The sequence below is a fragment of the Prauserella marina genome (genome assembly GCF_002240355.1).
Classification (GTDB): Bacteria; Actinomycetota; Actinomycetes; order Mycobacteriales; family Pseudonocardiaceae; genus Prauserella_A; species Prauserella_A marina.
Genome location: NZ_CP016353.1, coordinates 5,558,510 through 5,583,260, shown reverse-complemented (window position 1 = coordinate 5,583,260; position 24,751 = coordinate 5,558,510). Strand labels below are relative to the sequence as shown.

General features: G+C 66.8%; 24 protein-coding genes. 22 read left to right on the top strand and 2 right to left on the bottom strand.

What is annotated here, in order from left to right:
* The first annotated feature begins 47 nt into the window (after positions 1-47).
* Entirely contained in the window at positions 48-974 is a 927-nt protein-coding gene (locus BAY61_RS25755) for a cation diffusion facilitator family transporter (protein ID WP_091807438.1), read from the top strand.
* Positions 975-980: 6 nt separating this feature from the next.
* On the opposite strand, the gene BAY61_RS25750 is transcribed toward BAY61_RS25755, so the two are convergent.
* Complete coding sequence (locus BAY61_RS25750) at positions 981-1,760, bottom strand: DUF305 domain-containing protein (RefSeq protein ID WP_091806768.1); 780 nt, start codon at positions 1,758-1,760, stop codon at positions 981-983.
* Positions 1,761-1,763: 3 nt separating this feature from the next.
* Complete coding sequence (locus tag BAY61_RS25745) at positions 1,764-2,606, bottom strand: thioredoxin-like domain-containing protein (protein ID WP_091806771.1); 843 nt, start codon at positions 2,604-2,606, stop codon at positions 1,764-1,766.
* Positions 2,607-2,912: 306 nt separating this feature from the next.
* Between BAY61_RS25745 and argS the strand changes: the two genes are divergently transcribed.
* From argS to BAY61_RS25635, 21 genes are all read left to right on the top strand, one after another.
* Entirely contained in the window at positions 2,913-4,568 is a 1,656-nt protein-coding gene (argS, locus tag BAY61_RS25740) for an arginine--tRNA ligase (protein WP_091806774.1), read from the top strand.
* A gap of 12 nt (positions 4,569-4,580) precedes the next feature.
* Positions 4,581-6,020, top strand: coding sequence for a diaminopimelate decarboxylase (gene lysA, locus BAY61_RS25735; RefSeq protein ID WP_091806779.1), 1,440 nt, complete (start codon positions 4,581-4,583; stop codon positions 6,018-6,020).
* A gap of 73 nt (positions 6,021-6,093) precedes the next feature.
* Positions 6,094-7,407, top strand: coding sequence for a homoserine dehydrogenase (locus BAY61_RS25730; RefSeq protein WP_091806782.1), 1,314 nt, complete (start codon positions 6,094-6,096; stop codon positions 7,405-7,407).
* A complete protein-coding gene (gene thrC / locus BAY61_RS25725) occupies positions 7,404-8,480 on the top strand; it encodes a threonine synthase (RefSeq protein ID WP_091806785.1) in 1,077 nt (358 codons plus the stop codon). The genes BAY61_RS25730 and thrC overlap by 4 nt, the downstream gene beginning before the upstream one ends.
* Complete coding sequence (gene thrB / locus BAY61_RS25720) at positions 8,477-9,355, top strand: homoserine kinase (protein WP_091806788.1); 879 nt, start codon at positions 8,477-8,479, stop codon at positions 9,353-9,355. The genes thrC and thrB overlap by 4 nt, the downstream gene beginning before the upstream one ends.
* A gap of 336 nt (positions 9,356-9,691) precedes the next feature.
* Positions 9,692-11,653 carry a transcription termination factor Rho gene (gene rho, locus BAY61_RS25715; protein ID WP_091806805.1) on the top strand — a complete coding sequence of 654 codons (1,962 nt, stop codon included), beginning with the start codon at positions 9,692-9,694 and terminating at the stop codon, positions 11,651-11,653.
* Between the two features lie 262 nt (positions 11,654-11,915).
* Complete coding sequence (gene rpmE, locus BAY61_RS25710; RefSeq protein WP_091806806.1) at positions 11,916-12,143, top strand: 50S ribosomal protein L31; 228 nt, start codon at positions 11,916-11,918, stop codon at positions 12,141-12,143.
* A gap of 90 nt (positions 12,144-12,233) precedes the next feature.
* Entirely contained in the window at positions 12,234-13,301 is a 1,068-nt protein-coding gene (gene prfA / locus BAY61_RS25705) for a peptide chain release factor 1 (protein ID WP_091806808.1), read from the top strand.
* 264 nt (positions 13,302-13,565) lie between these two features.
* Positions 13,566-13,922, top strand: a complete 357-nt coding sequence (locus BAY61_RS25695; RefSeq protein ID WP_091806812.1) for a MerR family transcriptional regulator — start codon at positions 13,566-13,568, stop codon at positions 13,920-13,922.
* 22 nt (positions 13,923-13,944) lie between these two features.
* Positions 13,945-14,808, top strand: coding sequence for a peptide chain release factor N(5)-glutamine methyltransferase (gene prmC, locus BAY61_RS25690; protein ID WP_091806814.1), 864 nt, complete (start codon positions 13,945-13,947; stop codon positions 14,806-14,808).
* 10 nt (positions 14,809-14,818) lie between these two features.
* Positions 14,819-15,469 (top strand): L-threonylcarbamoyladenylate synthase, encoded by a 651-nt coding sequence (locus BAY61_RS25685; protein WP_091806816.1) that lies wholly within the window; start codon positions 14,819-14,821, stop codon positions 15,467-15,469.
* A gap of 70 nt (positions 15,470-15,539) precedes the next feature.
* Positions 15,540-16,715, top strand: coding sequence for a glycosyltransferase family 4 protein (locus tag BAY61_RS25680; RefSeq protein WP_091806818.1), 1,176 nt, complete (start codon positions 15,540-15,542; stop codon positions 16,713-16,715).
* Positions 16,716-16,761: 46 nt separating this feature from the next.
* Positions 16,762-17,301, top strand: a complete 540-nt coding sequence (locus tag BAY61_RS25675) for a Cg1360 family ATP-synthase-associated protein (RefSeq protein WP_091806820.1) — start codon at positions 16,762-16,764, stop codon at positions 17,299-17,301.
* A 313-nt stretch (positions 17,302-17,614) separates the two neighbouring features.
* Positions 17,615-18,397 (top strand): F0F1 ATP synthase subunit A, encoded by a 783-nt coding sequence (gene atpB / locus BAY61_RS25670; protein WP_091806821.1) that lies wholly within the window; start codon positions 17,615-17,617, stop codon positions 18,395-18,397.
* 114 nt (positions 18,398-18,511) lie between these two features.
* Positions 18,512-18,751, top strand: coding sequence for an ATP F0F1 synthase subunit C (locus BAY61_RS25665; RefSeq protein ID WP_091807440.1), 240 nt, complete (start codon positions 18,512-18,514; stop codon positions 18,749-18,751).
* A gap of 50 nt (positions 18,752-18,801) precedes the next feature.
* Positions 18,802-19,344: a F0F1 ATP synthase subunit B gene (locus BAY61_RS25660; protein WP_091807442.1), complete on the top strand. Its 543-nt coding sequence runs from the start codon at positions 18,802-18,804 to the stop codon at positions 19,342-19,344.
* Positions 19,345-19,357: 13 nt separating this feature from the next.
* Complete coding sequence (locus tag BAY61_RS25655) at positions 19,358-20,179, top strand: F0F1 ATP synthase subunit delta (protein ID WP_091806823.1); 822 nt, start codon at positions 19,358-19,360, stop codon at positions 20,177-20,179.
* A gap of 63 nt (positions 20,180-20,242) precedes the next feature.
* Positions 20,243-21,883 carry a F0F1 ATP synthase subunit alpha gene (gene atpA, locus BAY61_RS25650; RefSeq protein ID WP_091806825.1) on the top strand — a complete coding sequence of 547 codons (1,641 nt, stop codon included), beginning with the start codon at positions 20,243-20,245 and terminating at the stop codon, positions 21,881-21,883.
* Between the two features lie 6 nt (positions 21,884-21,889).
* Positions 21,890-22,828, top strand: coding sequence for a F0F1 ATP synthase subunit gamma (locus BAY61_RS25645; protein ID WP_091806826.1), 939 nt, complete (start codon positions 21,890-21,892; stop codon positions 22,826-22,828).
* Positions 22,829-22,831: 3 nt separating this feature from the next.
* Positions 22,832-24,256 carry a F0F1 ATP synthase subunit beta gene (gene atpD, locus BAY61_RS25640; RefSeq protein ID WP_091806828.1) on the top strand — a complete coding sequence of 475 codons (1,425 nt, stop codon included), beginning with the start codon at positions 22,832-22,834 and terminating at the stop codon, positions 24,254-24,256.
* Positions 24,257-24,377: 121 nt separating this feature from the next.
* On the top strand, positions 24,378-24,743 hold the full coding sequence (locus BAY61_RS25635) for a F0F1 ATP synthase subunit epsilon (RefSeq protein ID WP_091806829.1): 366 nt from the start codon (positions 24,378-24,380) through the stop codon (positions 24,741-24,743).
* The last annotated feature ends 8 nt before the right edge of the window (positions 24,744-24,751 follow it).

The window sequence follows — 24,751 nt, the reverse complement described above, 5'->3', positions numbered from 1 at the left end:
TGCGCATGCAGCAATACGTTCCTTGGGTCGACGAAGGAGGCGAACAGATGGGCCACGGGCACGGGCATGGACACCTTGCCACGCCGGAGGCGGGCAGCGCGTCGGGACGCTACGTAGGCAGGCTGGCTGCCGCGCTGGCGATCGGCGCGACGTTCATGGTTGTCGAGTTCGCGGTCGGTTTCGCGACCTCATCGCTCGCCCTGATCTCGGACGCCGCGCACATGTTCACCGACGTGCTCGGCGTAGGTATGGCGCTGGTCGCCGTCCTGCTCGCCAGGCGAAGCGGGCCCACTTACACCCGCACGTTCGGCATGTACAGGGCGGAGGTGCTTGCCGCGCTCGCCAACGTGCTGCTGCTGTTCGGGGTGGCCGCCTACGTCGTCTACGAGGCGATTAGCCGCATCACCGATCCACCGGAGGTGCCCGGCCTGCCCGTGATGCTCGCCGCGTCGGCTGGGCTCGTCGCCAACATCGTGTCCTTCTCGCTGCTGCGCAGCGGCGCGAAGGAAAGCCTCAACGTCAGAGGTGCCTACCTCGAAGTGCTCGCCGACCTCATCGGTTCCGTCGGTGTGCTGATCAGCGGCGCGGTCACGCTGCTGTTCGGCTGGCGCTACGCCGACCCCATCGTCGGTGTCGCGATCGGGCTGTTCGTGCTTCCGAGGGCCTACGCGCTGGGCAAGCGGACCTTGCGGATCCTGTTCCAGCACGCCCCGCGCGGCATCGACGTCGGCAAGATCAGCGCCGAACTCGCCGAGGTTCCCGGAGTCGAGGACGTCCACGACCTGCACGTGTGGACGCTGACCTCCGGCATGGAGGTCGCCTCGGCCCACCTCACGGTGACCTCCGAAGCGGACAACGCCGAGGTGCTGGAGGCCGCGCGCGACCTGTTGTCGAAGGGCTACTCGATCGAGCACGCGACCCTACAGGTCGAGCACAAGGAATCAGCTCGCCGTTGCGGCGAGCTGAGCTGGTGAGCGTGCTCAGGGGAAGGGCAGCGGGGTCGCTCCCCGCTGCGCGAGAAGCTGCTGCATCAGGATGATCTCGGTGCCCTGCGAGTCGAGGATGCTCTTCGTCAGCGCGCGCACGGCCGGGGTCGAGGAATGGTCGTAGGTGTACTGAGCCATCTCCGTCCCGCCCTCGTGGTGGCGGAGCATGAGCTGTAGGAAGTACACGTCGAGTTCTTCGCCGGAAAGCGACCGCAGCTTGCTCAGTTCGCTCTCGGTGGCCATGCCGGGCATCGGAGCCCCGCCCGTCGTGGGAGCGGTCCCGGTCGTGCCGCCCGCGTGCGCGTGTCCGCCGGACTCTTCCATCCAGGTCATGTAGGGCCCGATGGCCTGTTCCGGCTGGTTCCACAGCATGAGCCAGCCCTTCATGCGGCCGACCTGCTCTTCCTGGGTGCTCGCGATGTCGAAGGCGAGCTGGTTGATCGCGGGGGTCGTGCTGTGGTCGCGAGCCCAGTTGGCCATTGTCACGGCCTGTAGGTGATGGACCGACATGTCCTGCGCGAAGCCGACCTCGACGGAATCGGCATCTGGAGTCGCGGGCCCGGGATCTTCCTTCGATTGGGTCAACAACATGCCGATGGTGGCTCCCACGAGCAGCACGGCGAGTGTCGCCGCCCCGAAGATCACATAACGCGACCACGTGGGCCGGATGGGTTCCTCGGTCACGACCGCCGTCGAGCCGCCCTCGGCAGGCTCGGGCTGAGCTGTCTCGCTGTCCTCGTCGGCCTTGCCGCCGTCGTCGTTCGGCGACGTCATCGGTCAGCCGCCGGCAGGCGGGGTCGGAGCCTGCTGGCCGCCGCCCATCTGCTCGTCGGCAGCGCCGTCGGAGCCCTTGTAGTCCATGGGCTTGGCGTCGGGGCCGGGAGGCGCGGGGTCGAAGGCGGGCGGGTTGTCGGGGTCGAACCTGCCCGGGCCGAGCGCGTCGCACGAGGCGCCGATCTCCGGATAGGTGTTCGCGTTCCTGCGCAGCGCCGCGATGAACTGGTCGATGCGTTCGTCGTCCACACTCTCCAGCTTGAGCTGGTGTCCCCACGATTGCAGTGCGATCGGGGAATCGAGACCCGGGTAGGGGGACATCATCGTGAACGGCTTGCCCTCGGCCCTGACCTTCAAGGTGTCCAGGTCGTCGCCCTGGATCCTGTCCGGGTCGTAGGCGATCCACACCGCGCCGTGCTCAAGCGAGTGGACCATGTTCTCCGTGCGAACGGGATTGGGGTAGACGACGCCGTTGCAGGCAGCCCAGAAGCCGTCGTGAGGTCCGCCGAACGGGGGAGTCTTGTCGTAGGCGACGCGCTCGGTCGGCAGGACGTGGGCACCGCCGGAGTACTCCTCGGTAACGACGCCCTCGATCCTGTTCGAGGGGTTGGGCTCCTTGTCGGTCGGCGCGAAGGCCGCCGCGGATTCCTCGCGCTCGGCCTGCGCTCGCTTGTCACCGGAAGCCACGTAGTAGTAGCCGAAGACCGCTCCCGCCAGCAGTACGATGCCGACGACGGCCGCGATCGTGCCCCACGGAACCTGTTTCTTGGCTACGACAGAGCTGCGGGCCGCGTTGACGGCGCTCTTCTTCTTGGGCGTGCCTTTTTTCTTGCTGCCGCTCGCCATGGCTCCCGCGTCTCAATCGTCGGTACCGATCTGCCGAGCTGAAGTGTAGGTAGAGAGATGTGAGCGCCGCGTAGCGGCTCCTTCAGGGGTGGTGGTCGGGCTGGCGGGTGGGCGTGAGCGCCGCGTAGCGGCTCCTTCAGGGGTGGTGGCCGGGCGACGGGTGGGAGTGAGCGCCGCGTCGGGCTCCCTGCGAGTAAGGCCCAGGTGACGGCTGCGCTGACGGGCCAGGTCGGGGGCGGAATGTCCGCTTGTCGATGGCACCTGGTCGCTGTCAACCGCGAGCACGCTGCCACATACACTCGGCTGGTGACTCCCGCCGCACTTGCCGACCTTGTTCGCTCCTCCGCCGTCACCTTGCTGGCCGCTCGCGGCCTCGACCAGGACGTGCTTCCGGAGAAGGTCACGGTGGAGCGACCCCGTAACCCGGAACACGGCGATTACGCCACGAACATCGCGCTCCAGATCGCCAAGAAGCTGGGGCTCAAGCCGCGCGAGCTCGCCGAGGCGCTGGCCGAGACGATCGGGCAGGCCGATGGTGTCGAGGCTGCCGAGGTGGCAGGTCCCGGCTTCCTGAACCTGCGGCTCGCCGCCGATGCGCAGGGCGAGGTCGTGAAGCAGGTGCTCGCGGCGGGCGACGAGTACGGCAAGGGTGACCTCTATGCCGGTACCAAGATCAACCTTGAGTTCGTCTCGGCGAACCCGACCGGTCCGATCCACCTCGGCGGCACCAGGTGGGCCGCCGTCGGCGACGCGCTGGGCAGGGTGCTCGGCGCGCAGGGCGCCGACGTCACCCGTGAGTACTACTTCAACGACGCGGGCGCGCAGATCGACCGGTACGTCAACTCGCTGATCGCCGCCGCGCAGGGCGAGCCAGCGCCAGAGGACGGGTACGCGGGCAGTTACATCAACGACATCGCGGCCGAGGTGCTCAAGAAGGAGCCGAGCGCGCTGTCGATGCCGGAAGCCGAGCGGCGCGAGACGTTCAGGCGCATCGGTATCGACTTGATGTTCGGCGAGATCAAGCAGAGCCTGCACGACTTCGGTACCGACTTCGACGTCTACTTCCACGAGGACTCGCTGCATGCTTCCGGCGCCGTGGCCGCCGTCGTCGGCGAACTGAAGGAGTCGGGCAGCCTCTATCCGGCCGAGGGCGCTTGGTGGCTGCGGTCGAAGGACCACGGCGACGACAAGGACAGAGTCGTCATCAAGGGCGACGGTGATCCCGCCTACATCGCCGGTGACATCGCCTACCTGAGGAACAAGATCGAGCGCGGTTTCGACCTGTGCATCTACATGCTGGGGGCCGATCACCACGGCTATGTCGTGCGGCTGAAAGCCGCCGCGGCGGCCTTGGGTTACGACCCCGCCGTCGTCGAGGTGCTGATCGGCCAGATGGTCAACCTGGTCAGCGACGGCAAGCCGGTGCGGATGAGCAAGCGCGCCGGCACGGTCGTCACGATGGAGGATCTTGTCGAGGCGGTCGGCGTCGACGCGGCCCGCTACGAGCTGGCACGCTACTCCGTCGACTCGACCCTCGACGTCGATCTCGACCTGCTTCGTAAGCACAGCAGCGAGAACCCGGTCTACTACGTGCAGTACGCACACGCGCGCCTCGCCTCGCTCCAGCGCAACGCCGCCGACCTGAAGCTGGACACCGACCCCGATGTGGACCTCGGGTTGTTGACTCTTCCGAGGGAGGGTGACCTGATCAGGACGATCGGGGAGTTCCCGACCGTGCTGCGGAAGGCCGCGGAGCTGCGGGAGCCGCACCGGGTCGCCCGCTACCTGGAATCGCTCGCGTCGGCGTACCACAAGTTCTACGACGTTGCGCGAATTCTGCCGCAGGGAGACGAGGAGGCGACCCCGCTTACCTACGCTCGCCTTGCGCTGTGCGAGGCCACCCGACAGGTGCTCGCCAATGGACTGTCGCTGCTAGGGGTATCAGCCCCGGAACGAATGTAGGAACACTGCAGAATGTGCGCTCACCCCGCGGGGCCGCGGCACGCCGAGGTTTACCCGCACGTTGACCAAGCCGGATTCCCTCCGTCCACTTCGGACGAGCTGGATCGACTCTATCCCAAGGTGTGGCCGCGCAACACGTATCGCGCGCCGGACGGCGTCGTGCGGATCGCCGGCGTCGACGTGCGCGAACTGGCGCGAACGTACAGCACCCCGCTTTTCGTCATCGACGAGGCCGACTTCAAGGCGAGGTGCGCCGAGTACGCGGCTGCTTTCGAGGACGCCTCGCTCGTGCACTACGCGTCGAAGGCGTTCCTGTGCACGGAGATCGCCCGCTGGGTCGCCGCGCAGGGGCTGAGCCTCGACGTGTGCAGCGGCGGCGAGCTGGTCATCGCTCAGCGCGCGGAGTTCCCGGCCGAGCGCATCACCTTCCACGGCAACAACAAGTCGGTTGCCGAGCTGGAGGCCGCGCTGGACGCGGGGGTCGGCACGATCGTGCTCGACTCGTTCTACGAGATCGCGAGGCTCGCCGATCTGGCGGCCAGGCGCGACATCGTGCAGTCCGTCCTGGTGAGGGTCACGGTCGGCGTCGAGGCGCACACGCACGAGTTCATCGCGACCGCGCACGAGGACCAGAAGTTCGGGTTCTCGCTTGCTTCCGGTGATGCGGCCGAAGCCGTCAGGAGGGTGCTGAACTCGCCATCGCTGGCGCTGACCGGCCTGCACAGTCACATCGGCTCGCAGATCTTCGACGCCGACGGGTTCGAGGTCGCCGCGCGCAGGGTCATCGGGTTGATCGCCGAGCTGCACAAGGAACACGGTACGAAGGCGCTGGAACAGCTCACCGTCGTCGACCTCGGTGGTGGTTTCGGCATCGCGTACACCGACAAGGACAACCCGCCGCCCCCGGCGCAGATGGTCACCCAGATCAGGGAGATCGTGCGCAAAGAGTGCGAGTTCGCCGACCTTCCCGTGCCGAGGATCGCGGGGGAGCCGGGAAGGGCCATCGCCGGTCCTGGCACGGTCACGCTGTACGAGGTGGGCACCATCAAGGACGTGTCACTCGGCGACGAGACCGCGCGCAGGTACGTGAGTGTCGACGGCGGCATGAGCGACAACATCCGCACCGCGCTCTACGACGCTGCCTACGACGTCAGGCTCGTCTCGCGAAGCAGCAGCGACGGCCAGCCGGAGCCGGTGTCGGCCCTGCTGTCCCGGGTCGTGGGAAAGCACTGTGAGTCCGGCGACATCGTCGTCCGTGACTGCTGGTTGCCCGACACCCTTGCTCCTGGGGACCTGCTCGCGGTCGCGGCGACCGGTGCCTACTGCTACTCGATGGCGAGCAATTACAACCGCCAGCCTCGGCCTGCCGTTGTCGCGGTGCGCAACGGGAGTCACCGGTTGCTGCTCCGGCGGGAGACGGACGAGGACATGCTGCGGCTGGAGGCTCTGTGAGCGCTGTGAGCCAATACGGCAGGACTCGTGGGTGTGCCGCTCGCGGGAGTCACCACGGTGAAGGGGAGGTGCGATGACGGTCGCGACGCTCGACGGGCGGAGTGTGCGGGTTGCGCTGCTCGGCTGCGGGACGGTCGGCAGTGAGGTCACGCGGATGCTCATCGAGGAGGGCGATGAGCTGGCCGCGCGAATCGGGGCTCCGGTGGAACTCGCCGGTATCGCGGTGCGCCGCCCCGACCGGCATCCAGAGGTTCCGCAGCACCTGCTGACCGCCGACGCCGGTGAGCTTGTCGAGTCCGATGTGGACATCGTCGTCGAACTGATCGGCGGAATCGAACCGGCAAAGGGCTGGCTGCTCACCGCGCTGCGCAAGGGCAAGTCGGTCGTCACGGGCAACAAGGCGCTGCTTTCGCTGCACGCGGCCGAGCTGTCGGAGGCCGCGGATTCCTCGGGCGCGGACCTCTACTACGAGGCGGCGGTGGCCGGTGCCATCCCGTTGTTGCGGCCGTTGCGCGAGTCGCTTGCCGGTGACCGCATCACGCGGGTGATGGGAATCGTCAACGGCACAACCAACTTCATTCTGTCCGCAATGGACTCGACGGGTGTCGGATATGCCGAAACCCTCGACGAGGCAACGAGACTCGGTTACGCGGAAGCCGACCCGACGGCCGACGTCGACGGCTACGACGCGGCCTCGAAGGCGGCGATCCTGGCTTCGCTCGCCTTCCACAGCAGGGTCACCGCCGCCGAGGTCCACCGTGAGGGCATCGCGGGGATCAGCGCGTCGGACATCGCTGCCGCGAGGCTGCTGAACCGCACGGTCAAGCTGCTCGCCATCTGCGAGCGGGTGACCGCCGACGACGGCACCGAGTCCGTCTCGGCGAGGGTGCATCCCGTGATGATCCCGCGCAGCCACCAGCTCGCAGGTGTGAACGGCGCGTTCAACGCCGTGTACGTCGAGGCGGACGCCGCCGGTGAGCTCATGTTCTACGGCCAGGGAGCGGGCGGCGCCCCCACCGCGAGCGCCGTGCTCGGCGACCTTGTCGCCGCGGCCCGCAACAGGGTCGCCGGAGGCCATGGTCCGAGGGAATCGGCACACGCCGCGCTTCCGATGCGTCCCATGGGCCAGACGCCGACGAGATATCACATCAGCCTCGACGTCGCCGACCGGCCTGGCGTGCTCGCCCAGGTGGCTCAGGTTTTCGCGGCGCACGGCGTGAGCATCGCGGCGGTTCGCCAGCGGGACGGCATGTCCATGGCGAGTCTGGTGATCGTGACGCATCTCGCGGCCGACGCCGCATTGAAGTCCACTGTGGACGAAATTGGTAAACTCGACGTCGTCCGCGAGGTCGTCAGCGTCATGCGGGTGGAAGGTGAGGACTCGTGAACACGATCGCCGGAACGAAGCCGGGTTGGCCGGGGATCATCAACGCGTATCCCTCGCGTATCCCCATTCCCGATGGCGCGAAGGTCGTCACGCTCGGCGAAGGCAACACCCCGCTCCTTGAGGCGCCGCATCTCTCGGAACTGACGAAGTGCACGGTCTACCTCAAGGTCGAGGGCGCCAACCCCACCGGTTCCTTCAAGGACAGGGGCATGACGGTCGCCATCACGCACGCGCTCGCGAGCGGGCTCAAAGCGGTGATCTGCGCTTCGACCGGCAACACCTCGGCTTCGGCTTCCGCCTACGCGGCGAGGGCGGGGCTCACGAGCGCCGTGCTCGTGCCGCAGGGCAAGATCGCGCTGGGCAAGATGGCGCAGGCCGTGCTGCACGGCGCGCGCATCCTCCAGGTCGACGGCAACTTCGACGACTGTCTCGAACTGGCCCGCAAGACCGCGGCCGACTATCCGGTCACCCTGGTGAACTCGGTCAATCCCGTTCGGCTCGTCGGGCAGAAGTCCGCGGCGTGGGAGATCTGCGACGTGCTCGGCACGGCACCCGACATCCACTGCCTTCCGGTCGGCAACGCGGGCAACATCACCGCGTACTGGGCCGGTTACACCGAATACGCCGCCGACGGCGTAGTGCGAAAAACTCCGCGCATGTTCGGTTTCCAGGCCGAGGGCGCTGCTCCGCTCGTGAAGGGCGAACCGGTCGCGGAGCCGGAGACGATCGCGACCGCGATCAGGGTCGGCAGCCCCGCTTCCTGGGAGGGCGCCGTCAAGGCACAGACCGCGAGCGGCGGCCTTTTCGATGCCGTCAGCGACAAGCGCATCCTCGACGCGTACCGGTTGCTGGCCCGCAAGGAAGGCGTCTTCGTCGAACCCGCTTCGGCGACGAGCGTCGCCGGTCTGCTCGCGGCATCGGCGGACGGCAGGGTTCCTCGCGGTTCCACCGTCGTGTGCACGGTGACGGGCCACGGGCTCAAGGACCCCGCCACCGCGCTCGACGGCAACGTCGAGGTCGAACCACTCGCGGTCGACCCCAGGGCTGTCGCGGCGGCGCTGGAGCTTTCGTGAAGTTCACGGTCACCGTCGCGGCCTCCACGGCGAACCTCGGACCGGGGTTCGACGCGTTCGGGATGGCGCTCGGCCTTCACGACGCGGTCGAGGTGCGGGTGACCGGAACGGGTCTCAAGGTCGAGGTGATCGACGCGGGCGCAGGGGACATGGGCGGGGTCCCCACCGACGAAACACACCTTGTGGTGACGGCACTGCGCAGGGCGGCGGAACGGCTCGGGATCGAGGTTCCCGGGCTGCATCTTCGTTGCCACAACGCGATCCCGCACGCGCGTGGACTCGGTTCGTCGGCCGCCGCCGTGGTGGCGGGAATCGTCGCCGGATACACCCTCGCGGGCGCGCCCATCGACGACGAGGCCCTGCAACTCGCCGCCGAATTCGAGGGACACGCCGACAACGCGGCGGCGAGCCTGCTCGGCGGATTCGTGCTCGCATGGCACTCCGGCGACCGGTTTTTCGCCGAACGGCTGGTCCCCAACCCCGCCATCCGTCCCGTCGTCGCCGTTCCGGAGGAACGTTCGTCGACGGGGGAGACGCGCGGTCTGCTGCCGGAATCCGTCCCGCACGCCGACGCGGCGTTCACGGCGGGCAGGGCGGCACTGGCGGTGCTCGCGCTCACCGACCGGCCGGAACTGTTGCTCGCCGCCACAGAGGACAAACTGCACCAGGACTACCGCGCCCCCGCCTACCCCGCGAGCGCGAAGCTGGTGCGGGCGTTGCGGGAAGAAGGGGTGGCCGCCGCGATCTCCGGCGCCGGTCCGACGGTACTGGCGCTGACCACGTCGGGAATACTGCCGGGTGGTGTCGACGTTACCGGGTTTACAGTCTCCGAGCTGCCTGTCGACATGTCGGGCGTGCGGGTGACGACCGGGTAGCGTGGGTAGCGAGCCTCTCATTTGGCACGCCACGCAGGGGGTGGTTGTTGCACCTCGACCTCGGTCGGTCTACCCTCGGGGGCGTTCGGTCACCGTGCAACATTCCGCACCCGGTGATGGTCCCGGGATCTTCCCGGTCGCATCTTCCGTTTATTCGACGCGGGTTCCCGGTAGACGCGGTGATCGATTCCATCCCGTGCATGCGGCTCCGCCGCTGCGACTCCATGTCTCAGCCGGAACGCGTGCAAGGGACCTAGAACGCCGTCTCGCAATTCGGACGCGGGCGGCGGTCCGCTGGCCCACCGTGGAGGCGTGGACCGGTCAGGAAGGACATGTGTGAGCAACACCGATCTTTTAAGCGGCGACGTGAATACCCAGGCATCGCCGGGTTCCGGGGAGCAGGCGCCGCAATCCAACGGTGCCGGCGCGGCACCGAAACGGCGTCCGGGTGGACTGTCCGGCATGGTCATCGCCGAACTTCGCGCGCTGGCCACCGAGCTGGGCGTCGGTGACACCACCGGAATGCGCAAGGGCGATCTGATCGCCGCCATCCGGGAGCGCCAAGGCAAGACGAAGCGGGGGCGGACCACGTCGAACAGCAGCGAGACGCTGCCACTCGAAGGCATTGGCGAGGCCAAGGCCGCCGAGAAGGCCGACGCTCCTGGCAAGTCTTCGGAGCGGGCGAAGGTCGACAAGGCCCCCGCGAAGCAGGACAAGGCCGCGAAGCCGGCGCAGGACGGTGAAGCACGGAAGTCGCCGGTGAAGACCGACGGTTCAGCGCAAGCCGAGCAGCGTGACGACGAGCGGTCCGACGAAACGGGGGGCCGGTCCAACAGGCGCAGGCGTGGTTCGAGCAGGCCCGCGGGCAGCCAGGACAACGCGCAGCAGCGCGATGAGGACAACAACCGAGGCGAGTCCGCCGAGCGCGGCGGTTCCGGTGGGGACGACCGCAGGCCGAACGGTGGTCAGCGCGAGGGCGGTCAGCGCAACCAGCGCGACAACCAGCAGCGCGACAACCAGCGGAACAACAACAAAGACGACCAGGACGACGACGAGCGCGGTGGCCGCCGTGGCCGCAGGTTCCGTGATCGCAGGCGCCGTGGTGGCCGGGGCGAAGGCAGCGGCGGCGGTGGCACCGACACAGAGATCCGCGACGACGACGTCCTGCTTCCCGTCGCGGGCATTCTCGACGTGCTCGACAACTACGCGTTCGTGCGGACCTCCGGGTACCTGCCGGGTCCCAACGACGTCTACGTCTCGCTGTCGCTCGTGCGCAAGCACGGCCTCCGGCGCGGCGACGCGATCACCGGCGTGGTCAAGCAGCCGAAGGAAGGCGAGCAGCAGCGGCAGAAGTTCAACCCGCTGGTGAGGGTCGACTCGGTCAACGGGCTTGAGGCCGAGGTCGCCAAGAAGCGGCCCGAGTTCCACAAGCTGACCCCGTTGTACCCCAACGAGCGGCTGCGGCTTGAGACTCAGTCCAACAAGCTGACCACGAGGGTCATCGACCTCGTCATGCCGGTCGGCAAGGGACAGCGCGCGCTGATCGTGTCGCCGCCGAAGGCGGGTAAGACCACGATCATGCAGGACATCGCCAACGCGATCACGACGAACAACCCCGAGTGCCATCTCATGGTCGTGCTCGTCGACGAGCGGCCGGAAGAGGTCACCGACATGCAGCGGTCGGTGCAGGGAGAGGTCATCGCCTCGACCTTCGACCGCCCGCCGTCAGACCACACCTCGGTCGCCGAACTGTCGATCGAGCGGGCGAAGCGGCTCGTGGAGATGGGACACGACGTCGTCGTGCTGCTCGACTCCATCACCAGGCTCGGCCGTGCCTACAACCTGGCGGCACCGGCCTCCGGCCGGATCCTCTCCGGTGGTGTCGACTCGACCGCGCTGTTCCCGCCGAAGCGGTTCCTCGGCGCGGCTCGCAACATCGAGGACGGCGGTTCGCTCACGATCTTCGCGACGGCGATGGTGGAAACCGGTTCCACCGGTGACACCGTCATCTTCGAGGAGTTCAAGGGCACCGGTAACGCCGAGCTCAAGCTCGACCGCAAGATCGCGGAACGCAGGGTCTTCCCCGCCGTCGACGTCAACCCGTCGGGTACGCGTAAGGAAGAGCTGCTGCTTTCGCCTGACGAGCTCGCGGTGACCCACAAGCTGCACAGGGTGCTGCACGCGCTCGATTCGCAGCAGGCCATCGATCTGCTGATCGACCGGCTGCGCAAGACGAAGACGAACATCGAGTTCCTGATGCAGGTGTCCAAGACGGCGCCTGGCAACGACGACGACTGACACTCGACGTTCGCGAAACCCCCGGAGTCCTCGCGGTCTCCGGGGGTTTCGTCGTCGTGGGTGCACTGTGGACGAGGCTTCGTGGTGTGTTCGGCATCACCTCGTCGACCATGACCTGCCCACGGCTGGTGACCTGGGTGAGGAATAGGCGGTGGCCGGGGTGCGTTGTTCCGGGCAGCGGCTGATCTGGCAGAATGGGCCCGCTGACGTCCGGCTCCGGTTCACCTCACAGAGGACCCGGCGGCCACCGAGAGAGGACACCATGAAGAGCGGAATCCACCCCGAGTACGTGGTCACCGAGGTGACCTGTGGTTGCGGCAACACCTTCACCACGCGCAGCACGAAGAGCAGCGGCAACATCTACGTCGAAATCTGCTCGAAGTGCCACCCCTTCTACACCGGCAAGCAGAAGATTCTGGACACCGGTGGCCGGGTCGCACGGTTCGAGGCTCGTTACGGCAAGCGCGGCAAGAAGGACGACGCCAAGTAGCTTCATCGACGGCGCTCGTACCTGCCTGTTTTCAGGCGGGTACGGGCGCCGTTTTCTTGTTCACCGGCGGGCACCAGGAAAGGTATGGCAGTGGAATCGAGTTCCCTTCAGGGTCTGCTCGACGAGTACGCGGAGCTGGAACAGCAGCTCGCCGACCCCGCCGTGCACGCCGATCAGGGCAGGGCGCGCAAGCTGGGCAAGCGCTATGCCGAGTTGTCGCCGATGGTCAAGACCCTCAACGAGCTCGAAGCCGCGAGGGCGGATCTCGCCGCGGCGACCGAACTCGCCGCGGAGGATCCGGCTTTCGCGATCGAGGCTGACGAGCTCGCGGCGAGGATTCCCGTGCTGGAGGCGAAACTGACCGAGCAGTTGCTGCCCCGCGACCCCTATGACGGCTCCGACGTGCTCATGGAGATCAAGTCGGGCGAGGGCGGCGAGGAATCGGCGCTGTTCGCGGGCGATCTGCTGCGCATGTACCTGCGGTACGCCGAGCGGCACAACTGGAAGGCCGAAGTACTCGACTCCAACGAGTCCGACCTCGGCGGCTACAAGGACGTCACGGTGTCGTTCAAGACCAAGAGCGCCGAGCCGGACGGTGTGTGGGCGCGGCTGAAGTTCGAAGGCGGGGTCCACCGCGTGCAGCGGGTTCCGGCGACCGAATCGCAGGGCCGGATCCACACGTCGGCTGCCGGGGTGCTGATCTACCCCGAACCGGAGGACGTCGAGGTCGAGATCGACCCCAACGACCTGCGGATCGACGTGTTCCGTTCGTCGGGGCCCGGTGGGCAGAGCGTCAACACCACCGACTCGGCGGTGCGAGTGACGCACGTGCCGACGGGAATCGTCGTGTCCTGCCAGAACGAGAAGTCGCAGATCCAGAACAGGGCCCGCGCGATTCAGGTGTTGCAGGCGAGGTTGCAGGCCATCGCCGAGGAGGAGGCCGCGGCGAAGGCGGCCGACGCGCGCCGGTCGCAGGTGCGGACCGTGGACCGGTCCGAAAGGGTGCGGACCTACAACTTCCCGGAGAACCGGATTTCCGACCACCGCGTCAACTACAAGGCCTACAACCTCGACCAGGTGCTGGACGGCGAACTGGACGGGGTGCTCGACGCGCTTCGCGACGCGGACCGCGAGGAGCGCTTGGCCGCCCAGTCCTGACCCGTGCGCGCGCGTCGTGCGGCGTGCGCGCGAGTCCCCCGCCCAGGACACCGAGATCCGCGTCCAGGCGCGCGAGATCCGCATTCAGCGGGTCGAGATCCGCGTTCGGGCGCCCAGCGGTCCATCCATTGTGGCTTCCTCGGTCGGCGGGATCGCCTGCGGTTCGACCGCTGTCGAGGACCGTCGACGCGAAATGTTTTGCCATGCGGCGGCGTTGGAGTTTGACATCGATGTGAAGGTCAACTGCTCGTTGAGGTGGAGTGCATGCTGATCGGTGAGTTGTCCACGCGCACAGGGGTAAGCGCGCGCCTGCTGCGTTACTACGAACAGCAGGGTTTGCTCAGCAGCGAGCGGACGAGCGCCGGATACCGCGTCTACGGCGAGGACGCGGTGACTCAGGTGCGGCAGATCAGGTCGTTGCTCTCGGCCGGTCTCTCGACGGAGACCATCGGATTCGTGCTGCCCTGTACCGCGGGCTGGGGACCTGACGGGCTGAAGTTCGAGTTGTGCCCCGATCTCGTCAGGACCTTGCGCGACGAGCTTGCCGCGCAGGACGCCAAGCTCGACGAGCTGATGCGGACACGCAGCACACTCGCGGCATATGTCGCGGCGGGGGATTAGTCCATATGCCAGGCTGGACCTTGTGAAGAGACAGCCACTGCGCTTGGCGATCCTGGAGGCGACGCGGATCCTCGACCAGGCTGGAGTGGCGTCCCCGCGCAACGACGCGGAACTGATCGTCGCTCACGTTCTCGGCGTCGAAAGGGGAAGGCTGCCGCTGATCCCGCTCGTCGATCCCGCCGTCATCGAGGCGATCGGCCAGCTCGTCGCGCAGCGGGCCAAACGCATCCCGCTACAGCATCTGACGGGCTGGGCCGCGATGGGGGACATTACGGTCGCGGTCGGCCAGGGCGTTTTCGTGCCGAGGCCCGAGACGGAGTTGCTGCTCGAATGGGGCCTGAAATTACTGAGAGGCCGTGAGTACCCGGTCGTCGTCGACCTGTGCACGGGCTCGGGAGTGCTGGCGCTCGCCTTCGCCAACGCGAGGCAGGACGCGGTCGTGTACGCGCTGGACAACGATCCGCACGCGCTCGCCTGGGCGAGGCACAACGCCGACGCCAGGGTCGAGGTGGGCGATACGGCCATCCGCCTCTACTCGGGCGATGTCGCCGACCACACGGTGTTCGCGGAGCTGGACGGACTCGTCGATCTCGTGGTGTGTAACCCGCCCTACGTTCCGGAGGGCACCGAGGTTCCCCCCGAGGTCGCCGGCTACGACCCTCCGCGGGCGGTGTTCGCGAGCGGGCACGGGCTCGACGTGATCAGGCACGTCGTGACGACGGCCGCCAGGCTGCTGCGGCCGGGAGGCGGGCTCGCCATCGAGCACGACGACACCCACGGCAGGGTCGTGCCGGGCCTGCTCGAATCGCGCAGGGTGCTGCGGGACGTCGTTGGCCACACCGACCTCACCGGACGTCCCCGGTTCGTCACCGCGCTACGGGGCTAAGCTCTCGCGCATGAGCGCGGTGTACGACTGCAGCAAACCGGACAGCAGGGCGGATGGGCTCCACGCGGCGGCTTCGGCCGTGCGGTCGAGCAGGCTCGTCGTGCTGCCGACCGACACCGTCTACGGCATCGGCGCCGACGCGTTCGACGCGGGTGCGGTGCGTTCGCTGTTGCAAGCCAAACACAGAGGACCCGACATGCCGGTCGGGGTTCTCGTCGGCTCGTGGTCCACAGTGGACGGTCTCGTGCTCGGTGTGCCGCCTCAGGCCAGGACACTCATCGAAGCGTTCTGGCCGGGCGACGTCTCGCTGGTGCTGCCGCACGCGCCGAGCCTCAACTGGAACCTCGGCACGACGAGGGGCACCGTGATGTTGCGGATGCCGCTGCATCCCGTCGCGATCGAGCTGCTGCGCGAAGTCGGCCCGATGGCGGTTTCCAGTGCCAACGTGTCGGGAAGGCCGCCTGCCGCGACCGCGCAGGACGCGCTGGACCAGCTCGGCGAGTCCGTTTCGGTGTACCTCGACGGCGGCCCGAGCGGCGAGCCGGTTCCTTCCACGATCATCGATCTCACCGGAAGCGAACCGGTGTTGCTGAGGGAGGGCGCCGTGACCGCGGCGGCGGTCTCGGAGGTGCTCGGCGTCGAGGTCGGCCCGGGACAGTGAGCGTGACACGTAGCGGTAGCGTTGCGCACCGTGAGTTCGCTGTCCCTCGTTCGCAGGGGATGACCCGTTCGTGACGCCTACCGTGACGGCTGGACTTCCCATCCGTGAGTACATTCTCGTCGGCCTAATATCCGCGGCCGTGACGTTCCTGCTGACCGCCGTCGTCAGACGATTCGCCATCAAGGTCGGCGCCGTCGCCGTCCCCCGGAAACGTGACGTGCACGTCGTGCCCATCCCGAGGATGGGAGGGCTCGCGATGTACATCGGGGTCCTCGGCGGAATGGCCGTCGCACACCAGTTGCCCGTGCTGCGGCGGGCTTTCGAGTATTCCTACGACCCCGTCGCCGTGCTCGTCGGTGGCGCGGTGATCGTGCTGATCGGCGCTCTGGACGACCGGTTCGAGCTCGACGCGTGGACCAAGCTCGCCGGTCAGATCATGTGCGCGGGCATCCTTGTCCTGTTCGGACTCCAGTGGGTGTCGTTCTGGGTTCCGTGGGGTGGTGACGGCGACGCGCTGGGCCAGGTGCTGATCCTCGACCGCAACCAGGGCGGGTTGCTCGCCGTGCTGCTCGTCGTCGTCATGGTCAACGCGATGAACTTCGTCGACGGCCTCGACGGGCTGGCCGGCGGGCTCGGGTTGATCGCGGCAGCCGCGACGTGCGCGTTCTCGCTGGGGCTTCTCGCGTCGTCTGGGGGTGATGTCGGCACCTACCCCCCCGCGCTCATCGCGGCGACGCTCGCGGGTGCCTGTCTCGGCTTCCTGCCACACAATTTCCAGCCGGCGAAGATCTTCATGGGCGATTCGGGCTCGATGATGATCGGGCTGATGCTCGCCGCGGCGAGCACGTCGGCGTCCGGGAAGATCAACTACACCTCGTTCGACGCCACCGACGTCGTCGCGCTGCTCTCGCCGCTCTTCGTCGTCGCGGCCGTGCTTTTCCTGCCGCTTCTCGACCTCGTCATGGCCGTGATCAGGCGTACGCGGCGAGGGGAGAGCCCGTTCGCGGCCGACAAGATGCACCTGCACCACCGGTTGCTGGAGATCGGCCACTCCCAGCGAAGGGCCGTACTGCTCATCTACCTGTGGGCCGGCTTGCTGGCGTTCGGGGCCGTCGCGGTGACGCTGTTCGACACCGCGGCCGTGTTCTGGATCACCTGTGCGGGCCTGGCGGTGGCCGCGCTGATCTCGGTTGTACCTAGACTGGGTCGACATCGCCCCGGAAACAAGTCGGCGTCCCAGCACTAGGCGCGGGTCAGGGGCAGGCGACCAGACGAAGCGGGTACGAACAGGTATGAGTGACGACGCGGGCAAGCGCGCGATCGGCGTCGAGGCCGCTGACGCCGTCAACGCCGCTGATGCCGCTGACGCCGACGCGGCCCGTGAGGCTCGCGCCGAACACGCGAAGTCGGTCTACCGGCTGGCCGACGCCATGATGCGCTGGGGCATGCGGCTCTCACTGCCGCTCGTCCTCGTCACCATCGGCGTCGCCACCGTGCTCGCCGACCGGCCCGGCCTCGTCGGCGCCGGCTTCGGTGTGGTCCTCGGCTTCGGCTGTTCCCTGATCACCATCACGATGATGCGGGTGGGGGCGACCAAGCCCGCTGCCAGCCTGATGAACCTTGCGCTCGGCGGATACGCGATAAAAATGTCGTTGCTGCTGGTGGTCATGCTCGTGCTCAAGGACGCTGACGGCTTCAGCAGGCCGTCGCTGGCCTTCGGCATGCTCGTCGTGGTCGTGTCTTGGGCGGTCGCCGAGGTCGTGGCGTTCAAGACGACGAAGACGCCGACGTTGATCATCCCGAGGACACCGCGTACCGAACGGGCCGACTGAGCCGTTCGCCGGGGGGCCCTGGTCCGGGCCCGGCACCCGTTAGTCACAATGTCGCTATCCGTTGTCGGTGCCCTCCGAGGAGTCGGCGCCGGGATCGGGCGACCTTTGCGCGGCGTGATCAAGTCGCCTAGCTCGTTCGGGTGTCCTTCAAGTACGCCCGTACGGCTTGGTCGAAAACGGTGCTGGTACCGTCCGCATCGAAGGTCAGATCCCCGTGCAAGGGGCCGGAAATCAATCCGGTACGTTAAGTCCAGGTTGTCACGATTCCCCCGGCGGAGTTAACGCCGGCCGGGAGAACCGGAAGGAGCCCTAGTTGGGCGCGCTGGTACTAGCCGCAGGTGACGTGTTCACGCCGCCGACGGCGGAAGCCTTCAATTTGCCGCCGATTTTCGGCTGGGTCACCAAGCCCATGCTGTTGGTCGTGCTCTCGGTGGTGATCATCCTCGCCTTCTTCCTGCTTGCTTCGAGGAAGCTGAGCGTGGTTCCCGGCAAGGGGCAGTTCCTCGTCGAGTCGGCGTACGACTTCGGGCGCAACAACATCGCGCGTGAGCAGATCGGCGCTGCCGATTTCATGCGCTTCGTCCCGCTCATTCTGGCGCTGTTCAGCTTCGTGTTGGTGAACAACCTCTTCGGTATCGTGCCGATTCTGCAGTTCCCGACGATGTCCCACATCGGGTTCCCGCTGGCGCTGTCGGCGCTGGTCGTCTACCCCGTCTATCACTACGCGGGCATTCGGAAGCACGGTCTCGGCAAGTACCTGCGGAACCAGCTCGCGCCTCCCGGCGCTCCGAAGCTGGTCTATCTGCTGCTCACCCCGATCGAGTTCTTCACGAAGTTCATCATGAACCCGATCACCCTCGCGATCCGAGTCTTCGCGGCCATGTTCGCGGGCCACCTGCTGATCATGTTGTTCGGGATCTCGGCTGAATACCTGCTCCTCCACGGAGACGGGATCGTCAAGGTCGTTTCCGCGTTCTCCTTCGCGGGTGCGCTGGCGATGACGTTCATCGAGGCCCTCATCATGTGCATCCAGGCTTTCATCTTCGCGTTGTTGTCGGCCAACTACATCGGGGCGGCTCTGGCCGAAGACCACTGAGTCGACCCACCAATACTGGACGTCGAACGCGGAGACGACGTCCGCTCGAATCAAAGGCAAGCTTCCCGTTAATCGAATACGGACGAAGTTGGAAAGGGAATACACGTGAGCTCCATTGTTCTCGCCCAGCAGGCCGCTGAGACCAGCATCAACTCGGGTCTCGCCGTCATCGGCTACGGCCTCGGTGCCATCGGTGGTGGTATCGGTGTGGGCATGATCTTCTCCTCCGTCATCAGCGGCACCGCCCGCCAGCCGGAGGCTCAGGGCAAGCTGATGAACATCGGCTTCACCACCTTCGCCCTGGTCGAGGTTCTGGCCCTGCTCGGCTTCGTTCTCTTCTTCCTCGCGGGCTGACGTCGGTTCATCCGACACCCCGTGAGTAACCGGACGAAGTGGAGACGACGATGATTCTGGCGGCTGAAGAGTACAACCCTGTTCTTCCGCATGTTGCCGAAATCATCATCGGTCTAATCGCATTCCTGCTCCTTTTCTGGGTGCTGCGCAAGCTCGTTGTGCCGCGCTTCGAAAAGCTCTACGAGGAGCGGGCCGCGAAGATCGAGGGTGGCATCGAGAAGGCCGAAAAGGCTCAGGCCGAGGCCGAACAGGCGTTGGACCAGTACAAGGCGCAGCTCGCCGAGGCAAGGACCGAGGCAGCGAAGATCCGCGACGACGCCCGGCTCGAAGCCGAGCAGATCAAGGAAGAGCTGCGGGCGGAGGCGCAGGAGGAATCGCGGCGCATCGTCGCGCAGGGCGAGGCCCAGCTTCAAGCCCAGCGTGCGCAGATCGTCGCCGAACTGCGGGCCGAACTCGGGCGCAACTCCATCGAGCTCGCCAGCCGCATCGTCGGTGAGTCGCTGGAGGACGAGGCCCGCCGTCGCGGCACCGTCGACAGGTTCCTCGCCGAGCTGGAGGCCAGTGGCAACGGCGCTGCCGGGGCCAGGAACTAGGAGATAGGCGCACATGACGCTGCATGCTGCGAGCCGGGAGGCTCTGAGCCTCGCCGAGACCCGTCTCGACGAGGTACTCGGCGACGCGGGAACAGACCCGTCGGCCGTCGGGGAAGAGCTGCTCTCCGTGGTCGACCTGCTCACCAAGGAGGTCGGGTTGCGCCGGGCCGTCGCTGACGGTTCGTCGGACCCCGAGGCCCGCAAGCGGCTGGTCAGGACCCTGCTGGAAGGCAAGGTCTCCGAACCCGCCCTCAATGCGCTCGATGCCGTAGTGGGCAACCGCTGGTCCAACCCGCGTGAGCTCGTCGACGGCCTGGAGTCCATTGGCATCTCCGCACTGCTGATCAGCGCGGAGAAGTCCGGCAAATTGGACGCTGTCGAGGACGAGCTGTTCAGGGTCGCACGTATCGTCGAAGGCGAGCCAGGTCTGGAGCAGGCGCTGTCCGACATGTCCTCGCCGGTCGAGGCGAAGCGCCGCCTCGCGAGGAACCTGTTCGCCGACAAGGTGGACCCGGTGACCGAGGTGCTTGTCGAGCAGGCCGTCGTCCGGCCTCGGGGCCGGAGCGTCGCGGGCGGTGTCGACACATTGGTCAAGCTCGCCGCGGCGCGAAGGGAACGCTCGGTCGCCTATGTCCGCAGCGCGTCCGAGTTGACGACTGAACAGCGGGACAAACTGGCCGCCGATCTCGGTCGGATCTACGGCAGGGCGATCGCGTTGCACGTTCAGCTCGACAACAGGATCGGCGCGGGCTTGGTGGTACGAGTCGGCGACGAGGTCATCGATGGCAGCGCGGCCGGTCGGCTGGACGCGCTGCGCAGGCAGCTTGCCGGCTGAGCCGAACAGCGACACAACACATACTTTGCACACTGGCAAGAACGAAGTGAGAGCGGGAACGACATGGCGGAGCTGACGATCTCCTCGGATGAGATCCGCAGTGCGATCGAGAACTACGTCTCGAGTTACTCCCCGGATGTGAGCCGGGAAGAGGTCGGCGTCGTCGTCGACACCGGTGACGGTGTCGCCCACGTCGAGGGCTTGCCGTCGACCATGGCCAACGAACTGCTGGAATTCCCCGGCGGCATCCTCGGCGTCGCGCAGAACCTCGACGCACGCGAGATGGGTGTCGTCATCCTCGGTGACTACGAGACGATCGAGGAGGGGCAGGAGGTCAAGCGGACCGGCCAGATCCTCTCGGTCCCCGTCGGCGAAAACTTCCTCGGCCGCACCATCGACCCGCTCGGCAAGCCGATCGACGGTCTCGGCGACATCGAGGCCGACGAGCGTCGCGCTCTCGAATTGCAGGCCGCTTCGGTCGTGCAGCGTCAGCCGGTGTCCGAGCCGCTCCAGACCGGTATCACGGCCATCGACGCCATGACCCCGATCGGCCGCGGTCAGCGTCAGCTCATCATCGGCGACCGCAAGACCGGCAAGACCGCCGTCTGCGTCGACACGATCATCAACCAGAAGGCCAACTGGGAGTCGGGCGACCCGAGCAAGCAGGTTCGCTGCATCTACGTCGCCGTCGGCCAGAAGGGCTCGACGATCGCCTCCGTGCGCAAGTCGCTCGAAGACGCGGGCGCGATGGAGTACACGACCATCGTCGCGGCCCCCGCCTCCGACTCGGCCGGGTTCAAGTGGCTCGCCCCCTACGCGGGCTCCGCGCTCGGCCAGCACTGGATGTACCAGGGCAAGCACGTGCTGATCGTCTTCGACGACCTCACCAAGCAGGCCGAGGCCTACCGCGCGATCTCGCTGCTGCTGCGCCGCCCGCCGGGCCGCGAGGCGTTCCCCGGCGACGTCTTCTACTTGCACTCGCGCCTGCTTGAGCGTTGCGCGAAGCTGAACGACGAGCTCGGCGCGGGTTCGATGACCGGTCTTCCCATCATCGAGACCAAGGCCAACGACATCTCGGCCTACATCCCCACCAACGTCATCTCGATCACCGACGGCCAGTGCTTCTTCCAGTCCGACCTGTTCAACTCGGGTCAGCGGCCCGCGGTCGACGTGACGACCTCGGTGTCCCGAGTCGGTGGTGACGCGCAGATCAAGGCTATGAAGACGGTCTCGGGTTCGCTGCGTATCGACCTTTCGCAGTACGAGGAGCTCAAGGCGTTCGCGGCCTTCGCGTCCGACCTCGACGCGGCGTCGAAAGCTCAGCTCGACCGCGGTGCTCGCCTCTACGAGCTGCTCAAGCAGGCCCAGTACTCACCGGTCGCGGTCGAGCAGCAGGTCGTCACCGTGTACCTCGGCACCAACGGGCACTTCGACGAGGTGCCGGTCGAGGACACCGCTCGCTTCAACGACGAGCTGTTGCAGAACGTGCGGCACAAGCACGACGACATCCTCGCCGAGATCCGCGACAAGGGTAAGTGGAGCGAAGACCTCGCCGAGCGCGTCGTCGCGGCGGTCAAGGAATTCAAGAAGGGCTTCACCACCTCGGAGGGCCGCACCCTCAACGAGGCGGAAGCCGACGCCATGGACGCCGAGAAGGTCGGCCAGGAGTCGGTCAAGGTCCACCGTCCGGCCGCGAAGAAGTAGTCGCTGATGGCTGCACAGCTTCGCGAACTGCGACAGAAGATCCGGTCGACCAAGTCGATCGGCAAGATCACGAAGGCGATGGAGCTCATCGCCACGTCGCGCATCAGCAAGGCGCAGGCGAGGGTCACGGCTGCGCGGCCCTACGCGTCGGAGATCACCAACGTGCTCTCCGCGCTCGCCGGTGCGGCAGCCAACCTCGACCACCCGCTGCTTGCCGAGCGCGAGAACCCCAGCAGGGTCGCGGTGCTGGTCGTCACCAGTGACAAGGGCCTGTGCGGCGGCTACAACGCCAACGTGCTGAGGGCGACCGAAGAGCTGCTTTCGCTGTTGCGCGAGCAGGGCAAGGACCCGCAGCTCTACGTCATCGGTGGCAAGGGCGTCGACTACTACCGGTTCCGCGAGCGCGCGGTGGCCGACAAGTGGACCGGCTTCTCCCAGCAGCCCCGCTACGAGAACGCGGCCGATGTCGGCGACACGCTGGTTCAGCGGTTCCTGGCCGGTGCGGACGACCAGGGCTCCTCGCCAGGCGAGGACGGCGTCCTCGGCGTCGACGAGTTGCACATCGTCTACACCGAGTTCCGGTCGATGCTCACGCAGACGCCGGTCGCCAAGCGGATGGCTCCGCTGGAAGTCGAGTACACCGACGAGGCGCCTGCCGAGGGCCTGCTTCCCACCTACGACTTCGAGCCCAACGCGGAGAAGCTGCTCGGCGCGCTGCTGCCGAAGTACATCAACACCCGTATCTTCGCGGCGTTGCTCGAATCGGCGGCTTCCGAGCTCGCCGCCCAGCGCAACGCCATGAAGGCGGCGTCGGACAATGCGAGTGAACTGGTTGACACCTACACCCGGCTGGCAAACCAGGCCCGCCAGGCCCAGATCACCCAGGAGATCAGTGAAATCGTCGGTGGGGCTGACGCGCTCGCCGCTGCAGGAAGTGATGTGTAAGCGATGACTAGCACTGAAGCTGCCACCAAGGGACGGATCGTGTCGGTGAGGGGGCCGGTCGTCGACGTCGAATTCCCTCGCGGCGCCATCCCCGAGCTGTACAACGCGCTCAAGGTCGATGTCGACTTCGCCGAGCTGAGCAAGACGGTGACGCTTGAGGTCGCCATGCACCTCGGCGACAACCTCGTGCGCACCATTTCGCTCCAGGCGCAGGACGGCCTCGTCAGGGGCGCCGAAGTGACCAACACGGGCGGCCCCATTTCGGTGCCGGTCGGCGACAAGGTCAAGGGCCACGTCTACAACGCGCTCGGTGAGTGCCTCGACGAGCCCGGCTACGGCGCCGATCTGGAGCGCTGGGGCATCCACCGCAAGCCGCCGGCGTTCGACCAGCTCGAAGGCCGCACCACGATGCTGGAGACCGGCCTCAAGGTCATCGACCTGCTGACCCCGTACGTTCAGGGTGGCAAGATCGGTCTGTTCGGCGGTGCCGGTGTCGGCAAGACGGTGCTCATCAAGGAGATGATCACCCGTGTCGCCAAGAACTTCGGTGGTACCTCGGTGTTCGCCGGTGTCGGCGAGCGCACCCGTGAGGGCACCGACCTCTTCCTTGAGATGAGCGAGGACGGCGTCATCAACGACACCGCCCTCGTCTTCGGCCAGATGGACGAGCCGCCGGGCACCCGTATGCGGGTCGCACTGTCCGCGCTGACCATGGCGGAGTACTTCCGCGATGTGCAGAACCAGGACGTGCTGCTGTTCATCGACAACATCTTCCGGTTCACCCAGGCCGGTTCCGAGGTGTCGACCCTGCTCGGTCGTATGCCCTCGGCCGTGGGTTACCAGCCGACGCTGGCCGACGAGATGGGTGAACTACAGGAGCGGATCACCTCGACCAAGGGCCGTTCGATCACCTCGATGCAGGCGATCTACGTGCCGGCGGACGACTACACCGACCCCGCTCCCGCGACGACCTTCGCGCACCTGGACGCCACGACCGAGCTTTCGCGGTCGGTCTTCCAGAAGGGCATCTTCCCCGCCGTCGACCCGCTGGCCTCGACGTCGACGATCCTGGACCCCGCGATCGTCGGTGACGAGCACTACCGGGTCGCGCAGGAGGTCATCCGGATCCTGCAGAAGTACAAGGAACTGCAGGACATCATCGCGATTCTCGGTATGGACGAGCTGTCGGAAGAAGACAAGCTGACGGTGCAGCGGGCTCGCCGCATCGAGCGTTTCCTCTCGCAGAACATGCTCGTGGCGGAGACCTTCACCGGTCAGCCCGGCTCCACGGTGCCGATGGCCGAGACCGTCGAAGCCTTCGACAAGATTTCCAAGGGCGACTTCGACCACTACCCGGAGCAGTCGTTCCTGGGCATCGGTGGCCTTGACGACCTGGAGAAGAAGTACAAGGAAATCACCGGTAAGTGATTGTCGCGGACGACGGGGCCCGGGTCCATTGTGGAACTGGCCCCGTCGTTCGCATACTCACACCCTGGACCGCCTGCGTTCCTATTACACTTGAGGGACGCGCGATCTGAAGGAGAGCTACGTGGCTGAGATGTCTGTCGAGCTGGTGGCTGTCGAGCGCCTTCTCTGGTCCGGTAAGGCGTCGTTCGTCGTCGCCCAGACCACAGAGGGCGAGATTGGCGTCATGCCTGGCCACGAACCAGTGCTCGGCCAGTTGGTCGAGGGCGGCATCGTGAAGATCAACACGACCGACGGCGACACCCTGACGGCTGCCGTGTTCGGTGGTTTCCTGTCGATTACCCATGATTCCGTCAGTGTTCTCGCGGAATCCGCCGAGCTCGGCGAGGAGATCGACGTCGCGGCTGCGCGGCAGGCGCTCACCGGAGACGACGAGGCCGAGCGCGCCAGAGCAGGCGCGCGTCTCAGGGCGGCTGGCCAGTCGGTCTGACTCGGACG